The following is a 17129-nucleotide window of genomic DNA, read 5'->3' as shown; positions in this document are numbered from 1 at the left end:
AAACTATGAGCGATTATGCGCGCGGACGACTGGATCTGGACGATGAGGATCGTCTGCCCTGGCTCGAACCCGCGATGGACGATGGCGATGAGGAGGGTATTTCCCCGCTTCGTCTGCTCGGCCTCATCATCCTGGGCCTCGCGCTGATCGGCGCGGTGGTCGCCGGCGTCTGGTGGATGCAGAATCGCAATGGCGGCGGCAGCGCGGGCGAGGGGCAGTTGATCGCCGCACCCACGGAAAATTACAAGATCGCCGCCAATGAGGCGGACGCCAAGAAGTTCGACGGTGAAGGTGACGCCAGCTTCGCCGCGAGCGAGGGTGTGGCCCGCGACGGCCGGATCGATCCCAGCCGCGTGCCCGAAGCGCCGATCGCCAAAACCGCGCCCGCCCCGGCCAGCGCCAAGCCCGCCGCGCCGGCCAAGCCGGCGGCCAGCGTCAGCGCGCGCGTGACCGACGAAACCAGCGTCGCGCCTAAAGCCGCCGCGCCCAAGGCGGCAGGCGGCGGGATGATCCAGCTTGGCGCCTATGGCAGCGCGTCGGGCGCTAAGGATGCCTGGACCAAGCTATCCAAGCGTTTCGCTTATCTCGCGCCGCTCGCCATGTCGGTGGAACCGGCCGAAGTCGGCGGCGGCACCGTCTACCGCCTGCGTGCGGGCGCCGGTGGGCAGGCGAGCATGATCTGCGGCAAGCTGAAGGTCGCGGGCGAAAGCTGCATGGTCGTCAACTGATCGATCCTACTAACCTGAAGTGTCGGCCGGAAATTCAGAACCGGTCGCGCCGAATGGGGGCTAACAGAGCGAGATGACTTCATATTGAATCGTCATTGCGAGCGCAGCGAAGCAATCCATGGGTGCTCCATTGGATTGCTTCGCTGCGCTCGCAATGACGGCGCTAGTTAGACCAATCCCCATCTCATTCTAAAGACGACCGAGTGGTTTTGATTTTCCGCTATGATGGACAATAGCGTCGGCCTGATCGACAAGGCCGCATGGCCGACAAGAAACTGACCCGTGACAGCATCGCCGCTGCGGCGCTGGACCTTTTGAACGAGCAGGGACTGGATCAGCTCAGCCTGCGCCGGTTGGCGGCACGGCTGGAGGTGAAGGCGCCGTCCCTCTACTGGCATGTCGCGGACAAGAATGCGCTGCTGGCGCTGCTGGCGGAAAGCGTATTTGCCGCCTGCCTCTCTCAGATCCCGCCCAGCCCGGATTGGCGCGCCTGGCTGCGCGCCTTTGGTCTGGCGCTGTGGCGCGCGCAGAATGCCATGCGCGATGCGGGGCGCCTGATCCTGCTGACGGCGCAGCCCGAATCCGTACTGGTCCGGATGGAGCAGGATATCGTTGCGCCGCTGGTCGCGCTGGGGCTGCCGGCGGAGGATGCCGTGGCGATGCAGGCTGCGATACAGGCGCTGGTGACGGGCTGGACCTGCTTCGCACGGGGGCCGAATGCGGCCTATCTTCAAGGGCATATGGTGAATGAGGCCGCCTTTTTGCGGGCGCTCGACGCGCTACTGGCGGGCTATGCCGCCGCCCGTTGACGCCGCAATCTAACAGTGTTAGTTTAACATTGTTAGGTGAAGGGCGGGGCATGATCGCGAAAAAGCGACAGGCCCGGCCCGCAGGGTAGGGAGAGGCATCATGTACCCATTTCGGGAGGGAAGTTTCGCGGTTCGCAACGGCTGGTATGTCGCGGCCTTCCGCAATGAACTGGGGCGCGATCTGATCGCGCGAACCATCCTGAACCAGCTGGTCGTCCTCTATCGCAAGGAAGATGGCGAAGCGGTCGCGGTCGGCGGGCGCTGCCCCCATCGCCATTTCCCGCTCGGCAAAAGCTGTCTGAAGGGCGACGCGATCGTCTGCGGATATCATGGCATTGCCTTTAGCGCGGACGGCCAGTGCGTCGATATTCCCAGCCAGAGCTTCGTCCCCCGCAGCTATCGCATCCCCAGCTATCCGCTGGTCGAACATGGGCTGTGGGCGTGGATATGGATGGGCGACGCGGACAAGGCGGACGTGGCGCTGCTCCCCGATCTGGACGAGATCGGCCTGAACGGGCCGGGTATGGTGGCGCGGCCCTTCTATGTGCAGGATGTGCAGGGCCGTTATCAGTTGCTCAACGACAATCTGCTGGACCTGTCGCATCTGGCCTATCTGCACAGCAGCAGCATCGGCACGGTCGAAAATGCCTCCGCGCCCGAAGAACTGACCAAACGGCCAGGCTTCCTGAGTTGCCGCCGGTACATCCGCAATGCCGATGCGCCGGCCGTGATGGCGGCGGCGGGGCGCTATGCCGGGAAGATCGACCGGGTGACGGGCATGGACTTCTATCTGCCCGGTTTCCATGCGGGCATCGGCGACATGGCCTATCCGCAGGATCATCCCGAAAAGCCGGGTGAAACCATCGTCACCAGCCGGGTCTATCATGCGGTGACGCCCTCGACCTATGGCAGTTGCATCTATTTCTTCGCCATGGCGTCCGAAGATGTGGAGGGCATGGACTTCATGTTCGACTATCTCCGGCCGGTGCTGGAGGAGGACAAGTTCGCCACCGAGGAGATTGAGAAGATGCTGGCGGTGATCGGGGAAAATCCCGACGAACTGCTGATCAAGACCGATCGCAACGCGGTGGAGGGGCGCCGCATGTTGCAGGCGATGATGGATGCCGAACAGGCGGCGACGGCGGAACCGGCGTCCGTGCCAGCCTGACGGCGACCGATAGTTATAGCCGCGTTGCCATTTGCGCTTCGACAGGGCGCGCGGCTGGCGCTACCATCGGTGGCATGAAGCCTGTCATTTTCGGTCTTGCCGGTACGATCCTCACTCCCGACGAGCGCGCTTTCTTCGTCGAAGCGCAGCCCGCCGGTTATATCCTGTTCAAGCGCAACATCGTCGACCGCACGCAATTGCGCGCGCTGACCGACGATCTGCGCAGCCTTCATGGTCGCGACGACCTGTTGATCATGATCGATCAGGAAGGGGGGCGCGTCACGCGGATGCAGCCGCCGGTCTGGCCATCCTTCCCGCCGGGCGCCGTGTTCGATCGCCTCTATGACCTAGCGCCCTCCAGCGCGATCGCGGCGGCGCGCGCCAATGCACGCGCGATCGCGCTGACGCTGGCGGAAGTCGGCATCACCGTCGATGCGCTCCCGCTGCTGGACGTGCGGCAGGAGGGGGCGAGCAACATCATGGGCGATCGCACGCTGGGCGCCGAACCGATGCGCGTCGCGGCGCTGGGCCGCGCCACGCTGGAAGGACTGGCCGAAGGCGGCGTGGTCGGCATCGTCAAGCATATCCCCGGCCATGGCCGCGCGCTGGTCGACAGCCATCTGGAACTGCCGGTGGTCGACGCGAACCTGAATGCGCTGGACACCGACATCGCGCCCTTCCATACGCTGCGCCACGCGCCGATGGGAATGACCGCCCATGTCGTCTATACCGAATGGGATGCGGAGCGCCCGGCCACCCTTTCACCGACGGTGATCGGCGGCATCATCCGCGACCGGATCGGCTTTCACGGCCTGCTGATGTCCGACGATCTGGACATGAAGGCGCTGAAGGGCAGCGTCCCCGATCTGGCCGCTGGCGTGATCGCGGCGGGATGCGACATTGCGCTCAACTGTTTCGGCAAGATGGACGATATGGTCGGCATTGCCGAACGCCTGCCCGACATCAGCGACCTGTCCCGCGCCCGGCTGGACCGCGCCATGGCCTCTGTCGTGCGGGGCGGGGATCAGCCGCCGCTGGAGGAGTTGCTCGCCACCCGCGACAGCCTGCTCGGACTGGTGCCTGCTTGACCGACGAGCTGTTCAGCGCCCCGGCCATTCCCGCGCCGCACCAGCTGACCGTCAGTTTCGACCATTGGGAAGGGCCGCTGGACCTGTTGCTCAGCCTCGCGCGGACGCAGAAGGTCGATCTGCGCGAAATCTCCATCCTGGCGCTGACGCAGCAATATCTGGCCTTCATCGACAGCGCGCGCCAGCTGAAGCTGGAACTGGCGGCCGATTATCTGGTGATGGCGGCCTGGCTCGCCTATCTCAAATCCGCGCTGCTGCTGCCCAGGCAGGAACAGCCCGATCCCAGTCCGGAAGAACTGGCGCTGCGCCTGCAATTGCGGCTCCAGCGGCTGAACGCGATGCGCGACGCCGCCGCGCGGCTGATGGCGCGCGACCGGATCGGCCGCGACGTCTTCCCGCGCCGCGCGCCCGAAGGGCTGCGGCTGGTCAAGAAGGCGCAGTGGCGGGCCAGCCTCTATGATCTGATCGCCACCTATGGCCAGATTCGCGCCCGGACCCAGCCGGTCGTCCACACCATCGCCGTGCGCCCGGTGATGACGCTGGACGAGGCGATCCGCCGGGTCGGATCGCTGGTCGGCGCCGCGATCGACTGGACCCGGCTCGAATCCTTCCTGCCGCCCGATATCGATCCGCCAAAGGCGAAGTCGGCGCTGGCCAGCAGCTTCGTCGCGGCGCTGGAACTGGCCAAGCAGGGGCGGCTGGAAATTCAGCAGGACGGCATTTTCGAACCCATCTATCTGCGGGTTCATATGCCCGACGCTGCCAACGGACCGCTGCTATGATGTCTGAACCCGACGATTATCTGCGTGCCGTGGAGGCGACCCTGTTCGTGGCGGAAACGCCGCTGACCCCGGCGGAAATCCGCCTGCATGTGGGGGAGGCCGGCGACCTGAGCGCCACCTTGCAGGCACTGTCCGATCATTATGCCGGGCGCGGCGTCAATCTGGTCGAGCGGGCAGGGCGCTGGCATTTCCAGACCGCGCCGGATCTGGCGCATATATTGCGGCGCGAGAAGGACGAGCAGCGCAAACTGTCCCGCGCCGCGATGGAGACGCTGGCGATCATCGCCTATCATGAGCCGGTGAGCCGCGCGGAAATCGAAGCGATTCGCGGCGTTCAGGTGGCCAAGGGGACGCTGGACGTGCTGATGGAGGCGGGCTGGGTCCGCCCCGCCGGCCGTCGCGAAGTGCCCGGACGCCCGCTAATTTATGCGACCACCGTAGAATTTTTGACGCATTTCGGGCTTAGCAGCCGCCGGGACCTGCCCGGAATCGAGGATTTGCGGGCGGCTGGCCTGCTCGACCCGGTGGATTTGGCGCTGGAGGGTATGGCCGACCAATCCGTTGTGGAAAATGATGCGGAAGACGCCTAGATAGGCGCTCTACTAGGAGTATTGAAAAATGGGTTCCTTCTCGCTGATGCACTGGGTGATCGTGCTCCTGGTCGTCATGCTGCTGTTCGGTGGCGGCCGGATTTCCGGTCTGATGGGTGACGTGGCCAAGGGTATCAAGAGCTTCAAGAAGGGCATGGCCGACGATGAGGACGATGGGGCGCCCGCCAAGCCGGCGACGCGCATCGAAGGTCATCGCGTGCCCGAACAGGACGCGCCGACGCCCAGCGCGACCGAAGAAAAGACCAAGGCCTGATCCGTTTTTGGCGGAATGAGATAATGAATCGTCATTGCGAGCGTAGCGAAGCAATCCATGGCGTGACATTGGATTGCTTCGCTACGCTCGCAATGACGCACTGGGTAGAATGATGTCATCCAATTCCAGCACAGGCCGATAGTCCCGCATGTTTGGCATCGATTCGTCCGAACTTCTGGTGATCGTGATCATTGCGGTGATCGTGATCGGGCCGAAGGATTTGCCGCGCGCGCTCTACAAGGTGGGGCAGATCGTGGGCAAGGCGCAGGGCATGGCCCGCCATTTCCGCACCGGCATCGACGCCATGGTGCGCGAAGTGGAACTGGAAGAGCTGGAAAAGAAATGGGCCGCGCAGAACAAGCGGATCATGGATGAGCATCCACCCGAAGTGGTGCCTGCCGCCGAAGCGCTGCCCGCGCCTGCGCCGGAATCGGTCGAGGAAAAGCCGCCTTTCGTGGCCGAATCCGCGCCCGTCGCCGACAAGCCACCTTATGTCGCGGAGGCTGCACCGGCACCCGTCGCGCCGCCGGCCCCTTCGCTGGATAAGCCGCCTTATGTGGCGGAGGCCCCTGCCAGCGTTTCCAACAAGGGTGATGCGGCGGCATGATCGGAGATATTGACGACAGCAAGGCGCCCTTGCTCGATCATCTGATCGAGCTGCGGAGCCGCCTGCTCAAATGCGTCTACGCGCTGTTCATCACCGGCGCGATCTGCTTCTATTTTTCGGAGCAGCTGTTCGCGATCCTGGTGCACCCGCTCAAGGAAGCGTTCGGTGACGGCGGCGGTCGGCTGGTCTATACCAAGCTGTATGAAGCCTTTTTCGTGCAGGTGAAGATCGCGGTGTTCGGCGCTTTCTGCCTGTCCTTCCCGATCATTGCCAACCAGCTCTGGGCATTCGTCGCGCCGGGCCTTTATGCCAAGGAAAAGAAGGCGCTGCTGCCCTTCATCCTGGCGACGCCCTTCCTGTTCGCGATGGGGGCCAGCCTGGCCTATTTCGTGGTGATGCCCACGGCGTTCCATTTCTTCCTGGAGTTTCAGGGGAATAGCAGCGGCCTCTCGGTCGAGGCTCTGCCCAGCGCGGACAGCTATCTTGGCCTTGTGATGCAGTTCATCCTCGCCTTCGGCATCAGCTTCCTGATGCCGGTGCTGCTGATGCTGCTGAACCGCGCCGGTTTCGTCACCCGGGCGCAACTGATCGGCATGCGTCGCTATATGGTGGTCGGGGCTTTCATTCTGGCAGCCGTGCTGACCCCGCCGGATGTCGTGTCGCAACTGATGCTCGCCATCCCGCTGCTGCTGCTCTACGAAATCACGATCATCGCGATCTGGTTCACCGACCGTCGGCAGGCGAAGGAAGAAGCGGCGGAGGAAGCCGCGGCCTGACGCTGCGGCCTGCACCTATCGCCTGCGATAGGGTTCGCAGGCAATGCCATCGCCATCACCATCCATATGCGGGCCATAGCCGGGCTGCCCGCGCAATATGGGTGCGGCGCCCGCTGCCCTTGCTTCGGCACAATTGCGATAGGACCAGCCAGACTGCGTCCCGGTCGGGCGGGGGCGAGGGGCAGGTTGCGCTTTCCTGTCCGGACCGGGTTGTTGCCGGTCAAGATCGTCGGCCGACATTGGCCGTTCCTTGCCGATGCTGTTGCGGGTCGGCGTCCATGGCATATCGGTGTACGTGGACACCGGGGGTGTCGTTGGTGCTTCGAAGAAACGGCTAGCGGTGCCGCCTGCCAGGCCCATGACGACAGCGCACAGGGCGGCTTTCACTGCAAAATCCTTTGTCACCATTGGATCAATATCGCCCAATCGGGTAAAGGATCAGTTGCAGGGAAGCCCGTCCTTGTCGGGTGGCCTCCTTCAGACAAAAAAAGACCCGCCTCCTTATGAGAGACGGGCCATGCTAGGGAGTGTTTGGGAACCGGGTAGGTCGCGCTTAGTTGGCTGACTTTTCCACGGCCTTGCCGGCGCTCTGCACGTCGCGGCCAGCGCCTTCGACGGTGTTGCAAGCAGCGACCATCAGCGAACCGGTCAGCAGGACAGCGGCCAGAATTTTCTTGGTCATCTAAAGTCTCCTTCAAAACCTTGCAGCCGCCCTTGCCGGGGCGATGGCGGCGACAGGAGGAAAACCCGCGTCGCAAACATCCGTTCCGCAGCCGGAAAGAATAATGATTTCCCAAAAAGAATAAGGATTTCAGGGTGAAAGCTGCCCAAAAAAGTCTGAGCCCGGAACGCGTCGGGGGGAGATACGTTCCGGGCTCATATTATGTGGATAGCAAGAGCGGGGGGCAAAAGATTTGCTATCCGGAATGTAGAACCCTTCATGGCCCTGGAAGGTTCCCGCAATCGACAGAAAAAATCGCTTTTTTATTCGGTCGGTATAACAAGCACTTCGATGGTTATCGGCGATTAACCCGAAGAAAATCGCCGTTTCCGGGATTGAAAAGTCAGATCAGCGGTCGCCCGCTGTTGCGATATTCCGGGCGTATGGTCGATTCCGGCAAGCTGTCCTGCGGTGCGGCGGGGGCAGCCGGTGCGCTCCATCCGGTCACAGGCGCAGCAGATGGCGCGGGCAAGGCCGTGGCGGGCGGCATATAGGGCGCGCCCAGCATCTCGACCGGCTGCACGGGCTTGGCTGGCCAGGACGTCCGCGCCGGGCCGGAAATCGTCTCCCGCCCCAGATACACGTCGCTGAACGCCGCCGCCGTGCCGTTGAAGCCGGGATTGCGATAGAAGATATGCGCGCCGATCACCGCCACCGCCTGAAGGCTGGAGGACCAGACGGGCCGCACCGCCAGCGTATGATAATGGGTGGCCAGCCCGACCGGCGCATAGACCTGCCCATTGAGCGCATCCTGTGCCACCCGCCGCGCCCTTGCCCAGGCCGCCGCCACCGGCATGCGCGCCATCGATCCGTCGCAACTGAAGGTGAACTGGCAATGGAAATCGGTCCGTTCCGATCCCTGATAGACGACGCCGCACACGCTGTTGGGCCATAGCGGGCTGCGCACCCGGTTCAGCACCACCTGCGCCACCGCGCGCTGGCCTTCGTCCGGTTCGTTGGCGGCTTCATAATAGATGGCGGAGGTCAGGCAGTTGAGCGCGCGATAGCTGTCCAGCGCGCTCATCCCGCGGAAGATCGCGGCCGGCGCGGCCTTCACCGCTTCCAGCCCCAGCACATGCTCGCTCTTCACCGTATCGACGCCCGGCACCGGGTCGAACGCGCCCTCGGCGTAGAAGAAGGCCGATCCGGGGAAATTCTGAGCAGACTCCTCGGCCGGATCGACGAAGCGGCCATTCGCCTGTTCGCTATCCAGCATATCCAGCGGCGCGGCGGTGATCAGGCGCGGGGCGACAAGCAGCAACAGCGCGATCAGCGCGATCGCGACATGGCCCTTCCATCCCTGAAACCAAGCAAATGCCGGCATGTCCTGCCCTGAAAATCCGTGCCGCCCGATAGCGTCGGCGGTCCCCTTAGCCTATTTCGGCGGCAAAATCTGCCCCGTCGATGCGCCTGTGCCGCCATGGGACGGCCTATGGCGCAAAGGTTAAAATCCCCCCTTTTGCCCGTGCAGCATTCCCTTGCTTGGCAAAGCCGCGCCGCCTCCGCTATGCGGGTGCCATGCTGCTTCAAACAGATAGTCTCGCGCTCATCGGCAACACCCCGCTCATGCGCCTCACCGGCCCTTCCCAGGAAACGGGCTGCGACATTTTCGCCAAATGCGAATTCGCCAATCCCGGCGCCTCCGTGAAGGATCGCGCCGCCCTGTTCATCGTCAATGATGCCGAGGAAAAGGGGCTGCTCAAGCCCGGCGGCACCATTGTCGAGGGGACGGCTGGCAATACCGGCATCGGTCTGGCGCTGGTCGCCAATGCCAAGGGCTATAAGTCGATCATCGTCATGCCCGAGACGCAGAGCCGGGAAAAGATGGACACGCTGCGCGCGCTCGGCGCGGAGCTGGTGACGGTGCCCGCAGCGCCCTATTCCAACCCCGGCCATTTCGTCCACACGTCGCGCCGCATCGCGGAAGAGACGGAAAATGCGGTCTGGGCCAACCAGTTCGACAATATCGCCAATCGCAAGGCGCATATCGTCGGCACGGCCGAGGAAATCTGGACCCAGATGGAAGGCCGGATCGACGGCTTCACCTGCGCGGCTGGCACCGGCGGCACGATCGCGGGCGTAGGCCTTGGCCTCAAGGCGAAGGATGAAGCCATCACCATCGCGCTTAGCGATCCCTATGGCGCGGCGCTGTTCAACTATTATGCCCATGGCGAACTGAAGGCCGAAGGATCGTCGGTCGCCGAAGGCATTGGTCAGGGCCGCATCACCGCCAATCTGGAAGGTGCGCCGATCGATACGCAATTCCGTATCTCGGACGAGGAGGGGCTCTACTGGGTCCGCCGCCTGCTCGCCGAGGAAGGTCTGTGTATGGGCCTGTCGTCGGGCATCAATGTCGCGGGCGCGGTGGCGCTGGCGAAGCAATTGGGGCCGGGCAAGCGGGTGGCGACCATATTGTGCGACACCGGCTTCCGCTATCTGTCGACCCTCTACAACCGGCAATGGCTGGAATCTAAGGGCTTGACGGTCTTCCCCTGGCTCGCGCAGACTGTATGACCGCCGACACGGGTCGCGGCGATGATGATATGAGCAAGACCATGGCTGAAACACCCCGCCGACAGGAAGGGTTACAGCGCGTCCAGATCGGCCTGACCGGACTGGCGGGTGTGGTGCTGCTCGTGGGTCTGGCCAATATCGTCATTGAAAAGGCGCGGATCGATGATGCCGCGCTACCGCCGCCAGTGGTGCCGACCCTGACGCAAAATGCCGTCTCGCCCAAGGAGCCGCTGGCCGAACTGGGCGTGCAGCCCGCGGCGGAACAGGCGCCGATCGTGCCCGACCTTCAGCCCGATCCCAATATCCGCAATCGTGACCCCGCCCAGCAGCAGCGCTGATCGATGAAGCGCGGGCAGGACCGCCGCCGATGAAGGCGGGCCTGAAGCGATTCCTCTGGCTCTGGCTTGCGCCGCTGGCGATTTTTATCGCCGGGCTGTGGCGCGCCTTGCTGACCGGGCAGGCCGATCCGTGGGATTGGGGCGTTCCCGCCGCTGTGCTGCTGGCCGGGGCGGGATTCCTGCTGGCGCGGCGGGGCTGGGCGATGTTGTGCTGGGTGGCGCTGGGCAGCGTCGGGGCGGAGCTGATCTTCTGCGCGCTGGCCGCAGGGCGTGCACCTGATCCCGGCGCGGCGTTGGGGCTTGCTACGCTGGCGATGCTCGCCGTTGCTGCCGGGGCGTTGCTCCGTCCGCGCTCCTCGTCCTCCCGATTTCTCTCGAAGCGTGCCGGAACGAGCATCATGCTTCTGCTGTTCGCGGCTCTGCTCCTCTGGCGCGGTCCGGCCCAGCCGGTCCATCCTGTCCCGGATCGTCCCGACCTTGCCGTCATCACCGGCCTGCCGCTCTTTTGGGATGAAATGGGAAAGGGTGGGCTGCGCGATGCGCCGATCATCTCGATCCTGCGCGCCCGCTTCACCGTCATCCCGCTGGATGATCCGCTTCAGTTGAAGACCTCGCCCGCCCGCCGCCTGCTGCTGGCCCAGCCGCGCGCGCTGGCACCGGCGCAACTGGTCGCGATCGACCAATGGGTGCGCGATGGCGGCACGGTGCTGGTGCTGGCCGATCCGCTGCTGCGCTGGCCGTCGGACCTGCCGCTGGGCGACCGCCGCCGTGCCCCGTCCACTAGCCTGTTGCAGCCGCTGCTGACCCATTGGGGCTTCCGGCCGATCGACATCAAAACCGCGGAAATCCGCGACCGGACGCCCGATGGCTATGTCGTCACCTTGTCCGGCGTTCAGCTTTTCCGGGCCGGGCCGGACGATCGCATCGTCGGGCCGGGCGATTGGCCAAGTGACTCGATCGTGCATCGCAAGAAGATGGGGCGGGGGGAGGTGCTGCTGTTGGGCGACGCCGATCCGATCGACGACCGGCTCTGGCTCGCCGATCCCGCCCATCCGCTCGATCCCCGCTACTGGGTGGCCGATACGCCCGCCCGTGTCGTCCACTGGCTGGGCGGCGCGCCGATCCCCGGCGAGCGGCGCTGGATGCAGGAGGCGCAGGGAGTCGCGCAGGCTGTCGGCCGGGCGCTTTTGGCTGGGATGATATGGGCGATAGTGGGTGCAGCGCTGTTTCGCCGGGAAAGGCCGGGGGTGGTCCCGGAACAAAAAGAGAATATGGAGATGTGAAAGATAACAAATCCGGTTAGTCCCGCATTTCACCGTCTTTTCCCAACTTCACCCATGCTTTCCCATTGCAGTCCACCCCCATGCTTGGTAGGAAAACCAGCATTGGGGTTCGTCAGGCTTTGCGTTGTCCTGTGCGCTGGATGGTGTTTCTCATGATTCCGGCGACGGACGGCCTGCGTCCCGAAAACAAGGGGTCAGGTCGCCAACGTGTCGGACGTTATTCTCTATTCGGGCAACGCATTCAGCGTCGCGGACGGCAAAGGCCGTTTCGTGCTGCCCCTGGAGATGCGCAAGCTGGTCAAGCAGGCCAGCGGCGGCGACAATCGCCTGTGCCTGTCGGTCCATTTCGACAATGGTTGCGCCACCGGCTTTGGCCTGTCCCACAAGCAATATCTGTTCGAAGAGGTCGAGAAGCTGGAGCGTCAGGCCTATGAGGCCGGGCGCGACTTCAATGCCGACCTTGAGCGCGAAAACCGACTCGGCACGATCGAGGACGTGAATTTCGATGATGCCGGCCGCTTCTTCCTCCACCCCGATATCAAGGAAGAAGCAGGCATTACGGACGCGATCTTCTTCTATGGCGTGGGCCGCTACTTCCAGATCTGGAAGCCTGAAGCGCTGGTCGAAAGCCCCGATCGCCCGGCGCTGATCCGCAACAAGGTCCGCCGCTGGATCGATGCGCGTGCGGAAGGGGCTGCCAAGTGAGCGACTCCGCTGCCCCGCACATCCCCGTCCTGATCGAAGAAGTGCTCGACGCCCTCGCCATTGCCCCCGGCGAGATCCATGTCGACGGCACGTTCGGTGCGGGCGGCTATAGCAGCGCCATGGCCCGTGCCGGTGCGCGCGTCTTCGCCTTCGATCGCGACCCGGATGCGATCCGCGAAGGGCAGGCGGTGGCCGACGCGCATCAGATCACGCTCATCCCCGGCGAATTTTCGCGCATGGCGGAATATCTGGCGGAACGCGGGATCGACAAGCTGTCGGGCATCACGCTGGATATCGGCGTCTCCTCGATGCAGCTTGATCGGGCAGAGCGCGGCTTTTCCTTCCAGTCGGACGGTCCGCTCACCATGACGATGAGCCAGGACGGCATGAGCGCCGCCGATTTCCTCAACAATGCCCCTGAGGAAGAGATCGCCAACGTCATCTATCGCTATGGCGATGAACCCAAATCGCGCCGCGTCGCCCGCGCGATCGTGGAGGCGCGCCCGTTGGAGCGCACCGGCCAGCTTGCCGCCGTGGTCCGCAAAGCGCTGGGCCATAAGCCGCATGACAAGAAAGACCCGGCGACCCGCACCTTCCAGGCGATCCGCATTCATGTGAATCGCGAGCTGGAGGAGCTGGAGCTGGCGCTGGAAGCGGCGGAAACGCTGCTGGAGGAGGGCGGTCGCCTCGCGATCGTCACTTTCCACAGTCTGGAAGACCGTATCGTGAAGCAGTTTCTGCGCAACCGCAGCGGCGGCGACAGTGGCGGCTCCCGGCATATGCCCGAACGCGCCGCCGGTCCGCAGCCGACCTTCGCCAAGCCCGCCAAGGCGGTGAAGCCCGGTGAAGCGGAACTGGCGCGTAACCCCCGCGCCCGATCCGCCACGCTGCGGTCCGCCATTCGTACATCTGCCCCCGCCCAAAAGTCCCCTCGGAGTGCCCGCGCATGATCGCCGTCAAGAGGTTGCAGAGCCTGATCTGGGTCATCCTCGTCGCGCTGGGGGCGTTGGGGGCCTATATGGTGTCGCTCAAGGTCGCGACCGAGCGCAATGACCTGATGAAGGTGCGCGCCCAGATCGCGCGGGCCAAGGCCGATATCCGCTATCTGGAAACGGAATTCAGCGCGCGCGCCTCGATGCGGCAGCTGGAAAACTGGAACCAGCATGACTTCATGTATGCGACGCCCACCGCCCAGCAATATCTGGGCGGGGAACAGGCGCTGGCGCATCTGGACGGCGTGCAGCCCAATGGCCCGGACTATGTCGCGCCGCCGGTGATGGTGGCGATGGTCGAAACCCCGGCCGACCTGCCCTCCGCCCCGCAAAAGGCTCCCGAAAGCCCGGCCGCGACCCAGATTCGCAGCGATATCGCCGTGATCCGGGAGGCGCATGCCGCCGACAATATCGAGAAGCTGCCCAAGCCCGCGCCCCGAACCCCGGTGCAGCAGGCGAAGGCCGATGCCGACGTGTCGCGCCCCAATCCGATCGCGCGCAAGGCGGAGCGGATGGCCATGCTGGACGCCAAGCTGCTGGATGACAGCACGCTGGGCGACCTGACAGCCAAGGCGGCGCGCGAGAAGCGCAAGGAGGCACGCTGATGGCGACAATCATCGTCCAGCCCGGCGGACCCCGCGCCGGGCGGCAGCGGGTCAACCTGACTGCCATTGCCCATAACAGGCTGATGCTGCTGCTCATCCTGTTCATGGGCATTACTGCGATTGTGATCTGCCGGCTCATTTGGGTCGGCATTTTTGCCCATGGGGCCTCGGGCGACGATGCGCTGGCCGCCTTCGTCCCAGCGCGCGCCGACATCGTGGATCGCAACGGCGTACCGCTGGCCCGCACCATGGACGCCTATTCGGTCGCCGTCCGCCCGTCCAAGCTGATCGGCGACCCAGCCGAACTGGCGCGCAAGCTGCACCAGATTTTCCCCGAAGAACCCGAAGCCGCCTTCTACAAGAAGCTGACCGGCCGGGGCTGGGCCTATCTGCGTCGTCGCGCGCTGCCGGAGGAAGTGGCGGCGGTGAACGCGCTGGGCGAAATCGGCATCGAATTTCCCCGCGAAAAGGAACGCCTTTATCCCCAGCGCACGCTGGCGGCGCATATATTGGGCTTCGCGCCCAATAGCGAAGGCGTGGGCGGCATGGGCGTGGAGGCGGCCTTCAACGACCGGCTGACCAAGCAGGCTGACCGCAGCAAGCCCTTCGCCATGTCGATCGACAGCCGGGTGCAGGGCGCGCTGGAAAGCGAACTTTATGCGCAGTTGGTGCAGACCAAGGCGAAGGGCGCGGGCGGCATCATCATGGACGCCAATACCGGCGAGATCATCGCCATGGCCTCCATCCCCGTCTTCGATCCCAACAAGCTGCAAAATTACGCCGGCAAGCGCTGCTCTGAATCGCCGCTCTGCAACCATATGGTGCAGGCTCGCTACGAACTTGGCTCGGCCTTCAAGCCGCTGTCGATCGCGGCGGCCATGGATGCGGGCGTCGTGACGTCCATGAGCAAGCGCTATGATGCGACCGCGCCGCTGGCCGTCGCGGGCTTCCGCATCCGCGACGATCACTCGCTCGGCCGCTGGATCAATGTACCCGAAATCCTGGTCCACAGCTCCAATATCGGCACCGCGCGCATTGCCGACGAAATGGGGGCGGCGCCGCTCCAGAAGATGTTCCGCAGCCTGGATTTCGACCAGCGCGCGCCGATCGAGTTCAATGAACGGGCCAAGGGCATCTGGCCGTCCAGCTGGGGCCGGATCACCAGCATGACCACGGCTTATGGTCATGGCATCGCGGTCACGCCGCTGCATCTGGCGGCGGCCTATGCCGCGCTCGTCAATGGCGGCATCTGGCGCCCGGCGACGATCCGCAAGCTGGATGCCAATCAGGTGCCGGAGGGGCGCCGGGTCTTTTCCGCCGCCACCAGCGCGCGGATGCGGCAACTGTTGCGGATGATCGTGTCGGCGGGTACAGGGCGTAGCGCCGACGCCAAGGGATTCCGGGTGGGCGGCAAGACGGGTTCGGCCGAAAAGCCCCAGGAAGGGCGCTATAACAAGACTTCGCTGGTGACGACTTTCGCTTCTGCCTTCCCCATGGATAGCCCCCGCTATGTGGTCCTCGTCACGATGGATGAGGCGACGGGCCAATATGGCCTGCGCACCGCTGCATGGACCGCCGCGCCGGTGGTGAAGCGGGTGATCGAACGCACCGGGCCGATGCTGGGCGTGATGCCGGACGAACGCCGTGACGTGGATATTTCGGATTTGATGCCGCTGCTGCACGGCGACAAGGAGAAAGAATGATGCGCCTCGGGTCGCTTATCGAGGAGCTGGACGTTGAGGTCGGTGCAGGCGCCGGCCTCGACTCGTCCGTGACCGGTTTCGCCATCGACAATCGCAAAGTCGCGCCCGGCACCGTGTTCGGCGCCTTTCAGGGGCTGCGCGTCAATGGCGAGGATTATATTCCCGAAGCGGTGAAGGCCGGCGCGGTCGCCGTGGTCGCTCGTCCCGAAGCGAAGGTGGAAGGCGCGATCCATATCGCCCATGCCAATCCCCGCCGCCTCTTCGCGCAGATGGCCGCGCGTTATTTTGCGCCTTTCCCGGACGTTACCGTCGCCGTCACCGGCACCAATGGCAAGACCAGCACGGTCGAACTCGCCCGCCAGCTATGGCGGATGCTGGGCCACAAGTCCGCGTCCATCGGCACGCTGGGCGTCACGACGGCCGTCGATCAGGTGTCGACCGGCCTCACCACGCCGGACATTGTCACCTTCCTCGCCAACATGTCGGGCCTCAAGCGCGAGGGCATCACCCATGCCGCGTTCGAAGCCTCCAGCCATGGCCTGGACCAATATCGCACCGAAGGCTTGCCGGTCGTGGCTGGCGCCTTCACCAACCTGTCGCGCGATCATCTCGATTATCATGGCGACATGGACAGCTATTTCGACGCCAAGATGCGGCTGTTCGACGAAGTGGTCGCGCCGGGCGGCGCGGCAATCGTCTGGGCGGATGACGCCTGGTCGGACAAGGTTATCCAGCGGGCTACGAAGCGGGGGCTTCGTGTGCTGAGCGTCGGGGTGCAGGGGCAGGCCCTTCGGCTCGCCAACCGCACCCCGACCCAGTTGGGCCAGACGCTGGAGGTCGAGGCCGATGGCAAGTCCTGCAAGGTCAACCTGCCGCTGATCGGCGCCTATCAGGCTGCCAATGCGCTGACCGCCGCGGCGCTGGTGATCGCGACCGGCGCGGATACGGCCAAGGTGCTGGAACTGCTCGGCCGGGTGCAGCCGGTGCGCGGCCGTCTGGAACGCGCCGTCATCAGCCGGGCCGGCGCGCCGGTCTATGTCGATTATGCCCATACGCCCGATGGCCTGAAAGCCGCGATCGAGGCGCTGCGTCCGCATACGCGCGGCAAGCTGATCACCCTGTTCGGCGCCGGCGGAGATCGCGATGCGGGCAAGCGTCCGTTGATGGGGAAGGTCGCGGCCGACCTGTCCGACCATGTCATCGTCACGGACGATAATCCGCGTTCCGAAGAACCCTCCGCCATTCGCGCCGCCGTGCTGGCAGGCGCGCCGGAGGCGCAGGAGATTGGCGGCCGCCGCGCCGCCATCGCCGCCGCCATCGGTCAGGCGGGCGCGGACGATATCGTCCTGCTCGCGGGCAAGGGCCATGAACAGGGCCAGATCATCGGCGACCGCGTCCTCCCCTTCGACGACGTCACCGTCGCGCGGGAGTGCGCGGGTTGAATAA

At 64.6% G+C, this 17129-nt stretch carries 20 protein-coding genes; 17 read left to right on the top strand and 3 right to left on the bottom strand.

All coding sequences use genetic code 11. The annotated features are described in order from the left end of the window. The first annotated feature begins 5 nt into the window (after positions 1–5). The 9 genes from BMX92_RS00765 (at position 6) to tatC (ending at position 6822) form a co-directional block, all read left to right on the top strand. Positions 6–728 (top strand): SPOR domain-containing protein, encoded by a 723-nt coding sequence (locus tag BMX92_RS00765; protein ID WP_093010497.1) that lies wholly within the window; start codon positions 6–8, stop codon positions 726–728. Positions 729–988: 260 nt separating this feature from the next. Beyond that, positions 989–1537 (top strand): TetR family transcriptional regulator, encoded by a 549-nt coding sequence (locus tag BMX92_RS00760; protein ID WP_093010495.1) that lies wholly within the window; start codon positions 989–991, stop codon positions 1535–1537. A 100-nt stretch (positions 1538–1637) separates the two neighbouring features. After that, on the top strand, positions 1638–2705 hold the full coding sequence (locus BMX92_RS00755) for a Rieske 2Fe-2S domain-containing protein (RefSeq protein ID WP_093010493.1): 1068 nt from the start codon (positions 1638–1640) through the stop codon (positions 2703–2705). A 74-nt stretch (positions 2706–2779) separates the two neighbouring features. After that, complete coding sequence (nagZ, locus tag BMX92_RS00750; RefSeq protein WP_093010491.1) at positions 2780–3793, top strand: beta-N-acetylhexosaminidase; 1014 nt, start codon at positions 2780–2782, stop codon at positions 3791–3793. Beyond that, a complete protein-coding gene (locus tag BMX92_RS00745; protein ID WP_093010489.1) occupies positions 3790–4575 on the top strand; it encodes a segregation and condensation protein A in 786 nt (261 codons plus the stop codon). Before nagZ ends, BMX92_RS00745 begins: the two co-directional genes overlap by 4 nt. Then, complete coding sequence (gene scpB, locus BMX92_RS00740) at positions 4572–5165, top strand: SMC-Scp complex subunit ScpB (RefSeq protein WP_093010487.1); 594 nt, start codon at positions 4572–4574, stop codon at positions 5163–5165. Before BMX92_RS00745 ends, scpB begins: the two co-directional genes overlap by 4 nt. Positions 5166–5193: 28 nt before the next feature. Then, positions 5194–5439, top strand: coding sequence for a twin-arginine translocase TatA/TatE family subunit (locus BMX92_RS00735; RefSeq protein ID WP_093010485.1), 246 nt, complete (start codon positions 5194–5196; stop codon positions 5437–5439). A 148-nt stretch (positions 5440–5587) separates the two neighbouring features. After that, entirely contained in the window at positions 5588–6046 is a 459-nt protein-coding gene (gene tatB / locus BMX92_RS00730) for a Sec-independent protein translocase protein TatB (protein WP_093010483.1), read from the top strand. Further along, positions 6043–6822 (top strand): twin-arginine translocase subunit TatC, encoded by a 780-nt coding sequence (tatC, locus tag BMX92_RS00725; protein ID WP_093010481.1) that lies wholly within the window; start codon positions 6043–6045, stop codon positions 6820–6822. Before tatB ends, tatC begins: the two co-directional genes overlap by 4 nt. Before the next feature lie 15 nt (positions 6823–6837). Here the strand turns inward: tatC and BMX92_RS27840 are convergent, their stop codons facing one another. The 3 genes from BMX92_RS27840 to BMX92_RS00710 all read right to left on the bottom strand — a co-directional run bounded on the left by BMX92_RS27840 (position 6838) and on the right by BMX92_RS00710 (position 8867). Then, positions 6838–7209: an excalibur calcium-binding domain-containing protein gene (locus BMX92_RS27840; protein WP_256213228.1), complete on the bottom strand. Its 372-nt coding sequence runs from the start codon at positions 7207–7209 to the stop codon at positions 6838–6840. 166 nt (positions 7210–7375) lie between these two features. Then, a complete protein-coding gene (locus tag BMX92_RS00715) occupies positions 7376–7504 on the bottom strand; it encodes an entericidin A/B family lipoprotein (RefSeq protein WP_056683165.1) in 129 nt (42 codons plus the stop codon). A gap of 382 nt (positions 7505–7886) precedes the next feature. Continuing rightward, the gene (locus tag BMX92_RS00710) at positions 7887–8867 is read right to left on the bottom strand and encodes a cell wall hydrolase (protein WP_093010479.1); all 981 of its coding nucleotides are present in this window, start codon (positions 8865–8867) and stop codon (positions 7887–7889) included. A gap of 194 nt (positions 8868–9061) precedes the next feature. Between BMX92_RS00710 and BMX92_RS00705 the strand changes: the two genes are divergently transcribed. The 8 genes from BMX92_RS00705 (at position 9062) to BMX92_RS00670 (ending at position 17125) form a co-directional block, all read left to right on the top strand. Further along, on the top strand, positions 9062–10057 hold the full coding sequence (locus BMX92_RS00705) for a cysteine synthase A (protein WP_093011250.1): 996 nt from the start codon (positions 9062–9064) through the stop codon (positions 10055–10057). Positions 10058–10098: 41 nt separating this feature from the next. After that, positions 10099–10395: a hypothetical protein gene (locus BMX92_RS00700; RefSeq protein WP_093011247.1), complete on the top strand. Its 297-nt coding sequence runs from the start codon at positions 10099–10101 to the stop codon at positions 10393–10395. 29 nt (positions 10396–10424) lie between these two features. Continuing rightward, entirely contained in the window at positions 10425–11678 is a 1254-nt protein-coding gene (locus BMX92_RS00695) for a Gldg family protein (protein ID WP_093010477.1), read from the top strand. A gap of 207 nt (positions 11679–11885) precedes the next feature. Continuing rightward, positions 11886–12383 carry a division/cell wall cluster transcriptional repressor MraZ gene (locus BMX92_RS00690; protein ID WP_093010475.1) on the top strand — a complete coding sequence of 166 codons (498 nt, stop codon included), beginning with the start codon at positions 11886–11888 and terminating at the stop codon, positions 12381–12383. Further along, on the top strand, positions 12380–13333 hold the full coding sequence (gene rsmH, locus BMX92_RS00685; RefSeq protein ID WP_093010473.1) for a 16S rRNA (cytosine(1402)-N(4))-methyltransferase RsmH: 954 nt from the start codon (positions 12380–12382) through the stop codon (positions 13331–13333). Before BMX92_RS00690 ends, rsmH begins: the two co-directional genes overlap by 4 nt. Next, positions 13330–13980 (top strand): colicin transporter, encoded by a 651-nt coding sequence (locus tag BMX92_RS00680; RefSeq protein ID WP_093010471.1) that lies wholly within the window; start codon positions 13330–13332, stop codon positions 13978–13980. Before rsmH ends, BMX92_RS00680 begins: the two co-directional genes overlap by 4 nt. Further along, positions 13980–15683, top strand: a complete 1704-nt coding sequence (locus BMX92_RS00675; RefSeq protein ID WP_093010469.1) for a peptidoglycan D,D-transpeptidase FtsI family protein — start codon at positions 13980–13982, stop codon at positions 15681–15683. The genes BMX92_RS00680 and BMX92_RS00675 overlap by 1 nt, the downstream gene beginning before the upstream one ends. Further along, positions 15683–17125, top strand: coding sequence for a UDP-N-acetylmuramoyl-L-alanyl-D-glutamate--2,6-diaminopimelate ligase (locus BMX92_RS00670; protein ID WP_093011244.1), 1443 nt, complete (start codon positions 15683–15685; stop codon positions 17123–17125). Before BMX92_RS00675 ends, BMX92_RS00670 begins: the two co-directional genes overlap by 1 nt. The last annotated feature ends 4 nt before the right edge of the window (positions 17126–17129 follow it).

It is taken from the genome of Sphingobium sp. YR768 (genome assembly GCF_900111125.1).
Classification (GTDB): domain Bacteria; phylum Pseudomonadota; class Alphaproteobacteria; order Sphingomonadales; family Sphingomonadaceae; genus Sphingobium.
This window is presented reverse-complemented; position numbering and strand designations above follow the sequence as displayed.